We start from the raw sequence: 6,508 nt of genomic DNA, 5'->3' as shown, positions 1-6,508 counted from the left end.
CGGCGGACAGCGAGCAGCGCGGCCGTCCCGGTGAGCAGGGCGGCGGCCGCGCCCGTCACCGTCGGCCACGGTATGAATCGGGCCGACGCCGTTGCCGTGTCATGGGCTCCGCCGGGGGCCGTGACCGTCAGCCGTACGTCGACGGCGTCCAGCGCGGGCGGTCGGGCCAGGGCTCGGTGAGCTTCAGGCGGGCACCCGGGCGCAGGTGGACGGGGAGGGTGCGGGGCCCACGGTCCAGGACCCGGCCGAGCACACCGTCCGCGCGCACCGCGAGCCTCGGCACGAGGACGGTCGTACCCCGGTTGACCAGCTCGTACGTGATGCGGTCAGCGTGCACGGCGAGGTGCTCGACGGTCAGCGCGGCGAGCGCCGGGCCGCCGACGCGCAGCCGGACCGCGACGGTCGCCGTACGCCCCCGCGTGTCCCGCGCGACGACGGCACCGGAACGGTCGCCGGGCGCGGCACCGTTCGGCACCGTCACCGTGAACGGCACCTCGGCGCGGGTACGGGCCGGGACGCGTATCCCGTTCCCGGCCTTCTCGGCGAAGACCGTCCGCAGGCCGGTGCCGGACAGCCGTACGACGACCGGCGCCCGCCCGGGGTTGGTGACGGACACCGTGTCCTGCAGGACCGTTCCGGGAGGGCCCTCGGCGTAGAAGGACGGGCGGCCGCCGCCCGCGGGCGCGACCGACCAGCCCGTGGCGGCATGGGCGCGGGGTGCGAAGCCCAGCACAGCCCACAGCGCGGCGCACAGGCACAGGGCCGCGGGCAGGGCGGCGCGAGCCGGGAGCGGTACGCGGGCCCGGGGCGGGCGCCGATGGCGGGTCAGGGCGCGGGCGGCGGACGGCATGGGCGGCTCCAGCGGTGGCCTGGGGGTTCGGCGAGGACCGACGGCCGAGGGCCAAGAACCGGGGTCCAAGAACCGAGGGTCAAAGCCGAGGGGCGATGGCTGAGTTCGGCGATGGCCGAAGGCCGTGGGCCCGGGTTCGGCGAAGGCCGGGAGGTAGTGGCCGAGGGACGGTGACCGAGAGGCGGTGGCTCGGGGGCAGCGGCCTGGGGCAGTGGCCTGGGGTTCGGCGGTCGTCGGTCCGGGATCAGCGGCGGGCCGTCTGGCCGCGCCGGGTCAGCCAGAGTGCGCCCGCCGCGCCGGCGAGGAGCACCGTGCCGCCGAGGGTGCCGAGGGCGATCGCGGAGTCCTCCGGGCCGGTCTGCGGAAGCTGTCCGCCCGAGGACGACGAGGAGGACGACGAGGAACCACCCGAGGACGACGAGCCGCCGCCTGCCGCGGTCACGTCCAGGGTCAGCCCCGGTTTCGGATCGTTGGTCGGCGTGCACGTCGTCGTCGTACCGAGCGCCTTGATGATGAGCGTGCCCGGCGTGAAGGTGACCTTGCCGGTCTTCTTCGGCGTGTACGTGCCGCTCAAGTCGCTTATCTTGATGGGCGTGTTGGCGGGGATCGCGGCCGCGTTGGGAGGACCGCTGACCGGCAGCGTGCCGCTGTCGGCGCCGCCCAGCTCGATACTGGCGCTCGGGGTCATCGCGCCCTTGCCCAGCTCGACGGGGCTGGAGGAGACGCCCTTCTGCCAGGACATGGTGATCCTGTAGCCGCTGCCGCTCTTGACGCCCTGCATGGCGATGGGCGAGACGGCGCTCTTGACGCCGATCGGGGTCTGACAGCGGTAGTTGACGTCGACGACGTCGGCGTGGGCCGCCGGCGCGGCCAGCAGCACCGCCGCGCCGGCCAGGGCCGCGGCGGACGCGAGCGCGGCGGTTCGTTTCGGGTACGACACGTTCGGTCCACCCCATTCATTCCGGATTCATTCGGCGAGCAGTTCCTGACGGCACATCAGATTTGGCCGTCAAGGTACGCCCGGCACCGTGAGGAGGGAAGACGCCTCACACGCCGGAGTTGTGCCGATCCGGCGTGTGTGACGGGTGGCTGGAGTGGAGGGTGGGCCGGACCTCACGGCCTGCGCAGCACCTCCGGCACCCCCCACCGCCACAGCACCTCGGGCACGGCGACGGTGCCGTCGGGCCGCTGGTGCTGCTCCAGCAGCGCCGGCACAAGCCGGCTGGTGGCCAGGCCCGAGGCGTTGAGGGTGTGGACGTACGCCGCCTTGCCGCCACCGGCCGGGCGGTACCGGATGCCACCGCGCCGGGCCTGGTAGTCACGGGCGTTCGACACGGAGCTGACCTCGACGTAGGCGCCCAGGCTGGGCAGCCAGACCTCGACGTCGTACGTCCTGGCCTGGGCGGCGCTGATGTCCCCGGCGGCGAGCCGGGTGACCCGGTAGTGCAGACCCAGCCCGGCTACCAACTCCTCCGCCCGGCTCAGGAGTTCCAGCTGGGCCGCGTCCGAGTCGGCCGGCCGGGTGAGCTGGAACAGTTCGACCTTGTTGAACTGGTGGCCGCGCAGGGTGCCCCGCTCGGCGGTGCGGTGACCTCCGGCCTCCTTGCGGTAACAGGGCGTGTAGGCCACGTACTTGAGCGGCAGCTCGTGCTCGTCGAGGGTCTCGCCGTGGTGCAGGGCGGCGAGCGCGGTCTCGGCGGTGGGCAGCAGGAAGCGTTCGGGACGGCCGTCGGCCGCGCGGTCCGTGACGAAGACGTCGTCCGCGAACTTCGGGAACTGCCCCGCGGTGTATCCGGCCTGCCAGCTGAGCAGGTGGGGCGGCAGGACGAAGGTGTAGCCCGCCTGGCGGTGGCTGTCCAGGAAGTGGTTGAGCAGCGCCCACTCCAGCGCCGCACCCTCACCCCGGTAGACCCAGTGCCCGCTGCCGGCGAGCGCGGCACCACGCCGGTGGTCGACCAGTCCGAGCTCCTGGGTGAGCCGCACATGGTCCCGGGGCGCGCATCCGAACTCCGGGCGGGCGCCCTCGGTGCGGACGACCTCGTTGTGCTCCTTGCCGCCGGCGGGCACGTCCGGGTCGGGCAGGTTGGGCAGCGCGTCGAGGAACTCGCGGTGTTCCTCCGCCAGCCGGGTGTGCGCGGCGGTGGCCTCGGTGACCGCGTCGGCCAGGTCCGCGGCCAGGGCGAGCGGTTCGTCCGCCGGTTCGCCCGCCCGGCGCCGGGCCGCGATGTCCGCCGAGACGCGGCGCCGCTCGGCGCGCAGCCGCTCCAGGGCCGTACGGGCCTCGCGCAGCCGTGCGTCGAGGGCGAGGAAGTCGTCGAGGTCCACGTCCAGGCCGCGTTTGCGCAGTCCGGCGCGGACCTGCTCGGGATGCTGTCGGATGAGGGTGACGTCGAGCATGGCGCTCTGCTCCGTGTGTTTCGGCGGGGCGGCAGCGTCCGCCCCGGGGTCGTCCCTCGGGGCGTGGGCGAGAGGGTGCTCGCGGTGCCACCACGCCTTCGCCGTCGTACGACGGCCTCGTCGGGCCCGATGACGGGGGCCGGTCGGCGGGGCATGGGGGCCGCCGTGGCGCGGCGGTCCGTTCCTCCCCGCACTCGGGAGGGGATTCACTCCGGGGTGCGAGGCCGCCTTCACAGCGGCTGGCGGCTCTCTCGGCTCGCTGGTCCCGGGCTACTCGTCTCCGTCAGCGCGTTGTGCACAGCGTAGGGAGTGCCGCGGCCGGCGGAAACCGAATTTCCGCGCACCACCTGCGGACAGGAAACAGCAGGACAGGACCGGACGGAATGGGACTACCCCGGGGCGCCCAGCTCCGCCCACACCGTCTTGCCCGGTCGGCCCGTGGGGCGGACGACGCCCCAGTCCAGGCACAGCCGCTGCACGATGAACATGCCGTGGCCGCCGGGGCGCCCGGCGCGGTGCGGGGTACGCGGGGCCGGCTGGCCGGTGCCGCCGTCCGAGACCTCCACCCGGATCACCTTGTTGTCGCAGGCCAGGAGCAGTTCGTCGGGGCCCTCGGCATGCAGGCAGGCGTTGGTGACGAGTTCGGAGACGACGAGCAGTACATCCTCGGCGGCGGCCCGCTGGTCGGCTCCGGCGGCGGGCAGCCAGCCCCATGCGTACAGCGCCTGGCGGGTGAAGTCGCGTGCGAGCGGGACGACCCCGCTCTCACCCTGCAGGCGGAGTCTGCGGACCTGAGGCCCGCCGATGTCCTGGGTGTCGCCGGGAGTCCCGGACGGCACGGACGGCGCGGCTGCCCCCGCGGGCACGCCTGCCGTCGGCGCACCCCCCTCGGACGCCCCGGAAGCGCCGCTGGGCTCCGGGCCGCGGTCGCCCGGCGAGCAAGGCCGGGTGGTGCTCATCAGCGCTTCACCTCACCGATTCACCAGTTCACGATTCAAAGGTCCGGCGCCGGTCCGTGCCGGCCGGTGCCGGCTGGTCCGTACGCCGTCTGTGCGTCGTCCGCACACCGTGCTGTACGTCGTCCGCACACCATGCGTATGTCCGCCCCGCTGTCCGCGCGGGATGTGCAGTTCGCCCGTCCGTCGCACGTACGTCCGTCCAGTCGTCGCGCCGGTCCCGGGGCGGTCCGGACCGGCTGTCGTCGGGATGTGTCCCGCTTCCCGTGCCCTCTCCTGCCCGGCCGATCCGGCACAACACCCCTGTTTTCGGCGTGACGGACGAGGGCGCCCATGGCCGGCGGCGCGGGGAAGGGCGGGGACGGCCTGCTCAGTCGGCGCCGTCGGGCAGGGCCGCCTCCACGGAGTCGTGCACGGTGAAGACCGCCTCGGCTCCCGTGATCTCGAACACACGGGCCACCACCGGCTGCATGCCGGCCAGATGGACCCCGCCTCCGGCGGCCTCGGCCTTCAGCCGGGCGCCGAGCAGGACGTTCAGGCCCGTGGAGTCGCAGAACTCCAGGCGCGTGCAGTCCACGACCAGGCGCGAGAAGCCCTTGGCCAGAAGGTGGTCGAGGGGTTCACGCAAAAGATCGGCGGTGTGGTGATCCAGCTCACCCGCAGGTGCCACAACGGCGCTGGAGCCCGCTTCCCGCACCTCCACCAGAAGCCGGCCCGACTGTGCGCTGCCGACCATCCCGTGGTCCATGCCGTCTCTCTCCTGAGGTCGTGGACGCTGACTGCTCTCGAACATTACGCCTTCTCTACGCACTCCGGCACCCGAAGAACCTCACAGAACCGGACATACATGAACAGAACGCACTTGCGATCGGTTCGGTCGAGCGGGTAGGCAAGTAAGGACACCTGCCCCTACACGCCGGCTTCGGAGGCGCCGCACACCGCAGTGCACCTATTTGGCTTCGGCAGCCATATGCCGAGAACGATGGAGGACACCCATGTCACCCCGGCTCGACGCATCGCATACCCGGATCGCGACGTCGACACCCCCACCGGAACCGCTGGATCATCCCATCGACCCCCTCGACCCCTTCGAGGGACTCCCGGAGATCCCCCCGTACGATGAGATCGGCCCGGTCGACGCGCGGGCCTTGTCCAAGACCCTCTTCGAGCGCCTCGTATCGCTGGAGGAAGGGACGCACGAGTATGCGTACGTCCGCAACACCCTCGTCGAGCTGAACCTCGCGCTCGTGAAGTTCGCCGCCTCCCGCTTTCGCTCCCGCAGCGAGCCGATGGAGGACATCATCCAGGTCGGCACCATCGGCCTGATCAAGGCGATCGACCGCTTCGAACTCTCCCGTGGCGTCGAGTTCCCGACCTTCGCGATGCCGACGATCATCGGCGAGATCAAGCGGTTCTTCCGCGACACCTCGTGGTCCGTGCGCGTGCCGCGCCGGCTGCAGGAGCTGCGCCTGGACCTGGCCAAGGCCGGGGACGAGCTGGCCCAGCGGCTGGACCGCGCCCCGACCGTCGCGGAGCTGGCCGAGAAGCTCGGCATCTCCAACGACGAGGTCGTCGAGGGCATGGCCGCGTCGAACGCCTACACCGCCTCCTCGCTGGACGCCCAGCCCGAGGAGGACGAGACGGAGGGCGCGCTCGCGGACCGCATCGGGTACGAGGACCACGGCCTTGAGGGCATCGAGTACGTCGAGTCGCTCAAGCCGCTGATCGCCGAACTCCCGCCCCGGGACCGGAAGATCCTCTCCCTGCGTTTCGTGGCGAACATGACCCAGTCGGAGATCGGCGAGGAACTCGGCATCTCCCAGATGCATGTGTCCCGGCTGCTCTCCCGCACGCTGGTACGGCTGCGCAAGGCGCTGACCGTCGAGGAGTGACCTCAGCGCTCCCGCCGCGGTGACACCTCCAGGCGGCCTGGCCACCGGTGCCGGGCCGCTTCGGTGTCGGCCGTCATCCCGCTTCCCCGTCACCTGCCGGCCGTGGTCCCACTTCCCTGTCGGCCGTCGCCCCGCGCCCCGTGTGCCCAACCGTTATGCGGTTACTCACGGAAACCTCTTTCCCGGCCCGGCCCCCTGGACCACTATGGCCCCCCGTACTGGCTGGTATGCCAGACGACCGGGGCCGTAACGGCGCGCCTCGGCCGGGGCGCGAGGAGGCGGAACGATGGCTCAGGGGGACGGGGCCGGGACGGGCGGATTCGAGACCGGCGAGGCGGAGGCAGGCGGGGCCGAGGCGGGTGGCGTACGAGGACGTGCCGGACGCCCGGCTGATCGACCTGCTGCGCTCCCCC

6 protein-coding genes are annotated in these 6,508 nt (G+C 72.5%); 1 reads left to right on the top strand and 5 read right to left on the bottom strand.

Annotated features, from left to right (window positions below):
- Positions 1-127: 127 nt before the first annotated feature.
- From M878_RS75025 to M878_RS75010, 5 genes are all read right to left on the bottom strand, one after another.
- Positions 128-850, bottom strand: a complete 723-nt coding sequence (locus M878_RS75025; protein ID WP_023550002.1) for a COG1470 family protein — start codon at positions 848-850, stop codon at positions 128-130.
- A 244-nt stretch (positions 851-1,094) separates the two neighbouring features.
- Positions 1,095-1,790, bottom strand: coding sequence for an LPXTG cell wall anchor domain-containing protein (locus tag M878_RS75020; protein WP_023550001.1), 696 nt, complete (start codon positions 1,788-1,790; stop codon positions 1,095-1,097).
- Positions 1,791-1,963: 173 nt separating this feature from the next.
- Complete coding sequence (gene serS / locus M878_RS75015; RefSeq protein WP_023550000.1) at positions 1,964-3,247, bottom strand: serine--tRNA ligase; 1,284 nt, start codon at positions 3,245-3,247, stop codon at positions 1,964-1,966.
- Between the two features lie 389 nt (positions 3,248-3,636).
- Complete coding sequence (locus tag M878_RS48845) at positions 3,637-4,206, bottom strand: ATP-binding protein (RefSeq protein WP_031225751.1); 570 nt, start codon at positions 4,204-4,206, stop codon at positions 3,637-3,639.
- Between the two features lie 367 nt (positions 4,207-4,573).
- On the bottom strand, positions 4,574-4,951 hold the full coding sequence (locus M878_RS75010) for an STAS domain-containing protein (RefSeq protein WP_023549998.1): 378 nt from the start codon (positions 4,949-4,951) through the stop codon (positions 4,574-4,576).
- A 247-nt stretch (positions 4,952-5,198) separates the two neighbouring features.
- On the opposite strand from M878_RS75010, the gene M878_RS75005 reads away from it, so the two are divergent.
- Positions 5,199-6,095, top strand: a complete 897-nt coding sequence (locus M878_RS75005) for an RNA polymerase sigma factor SigF (protein WP_023549997.1) — start codon at positions 5,199-5,201, stop codon at positions 6,093-6,095.
- Positions 6,096-6,508: the final 413 nt, after the last annotated feature.

The sequence above is a fragment of the Streptomyces roseochromogenus subsp. oscitans DS 12.976 genome (genome assembly GCF_000497445.1).
Classification (GTDB): domain Bacteria; phylum Actinomycetota; class Actinomycetes; order Streptomycetales; family Streptomycetaceae; genus Streptomyces; species Streptomyces oscitans.
This window is presented reverse-complemented; position numbering and strand designations above follow the sequence as displayed.